Source organism: Arthrobacter ipis (genome assembly GCF_014694315.1).
In the GTDB taxonomy this organism is placed as follows: domain Bacteria; phylum Actinomycetota; class Actinomycetes; order Actinomycetales; family Micrococcaceae; genus Arthrobacter; species Arthrobacter ipis.
The window spans coordinates 1-360 of record NZ_JAAOXD010000011.1; the positions used below are offsets into that span (position 1 = coordinate 1).

General features: G+C 70.0%; 1 protein-coding gene. It reads right to left on the reverse strand.

Translation table 11 applies throughout. The features are described 5' to 3' along the window. A partial coding sequence (locus G9E11_RS20715; protein ID WP_190609223.1) for an MBL fold metallo-hydrolase occupies positions 1–360 on the reverse strand: 360 nt, incomplete at both ends.

Below are 360 nucleotides of genomic sequence, written 5' to 3' on the forward strand. Positions count from 1 at the left end.
CGCTGTAGGAGCGGCCGGTGGCGCCGGGTCCGCCGTTGAACAGGGTGTCCCCGGTGAACACGGTGTTCTCGGTTTCGAGGTGGAAGCAGGTGGACCCGGGTGAGTGGCCGGGGGTGTGGATGGCCTTCAGGGTGGCCCCGGCGACCTGGAACTCGTCCCCGTCCGCGATTGTCGCATCGGGGGTGGTGCCGGGGTAGACCTGTTCCCAGAGGACCTGGTCTTCGGGGTTCAGGTGGATCGGGGCGCCGACGGCGTCCGCGACCTCGCGGGCGGCGCCGATGTGGTCGTTGTGCGCGTGGGTCAGCAGGATCGCTTTCACCTTCCGGCCGCGGACCTGGCTGATGATCGCGGCGGCGTCGT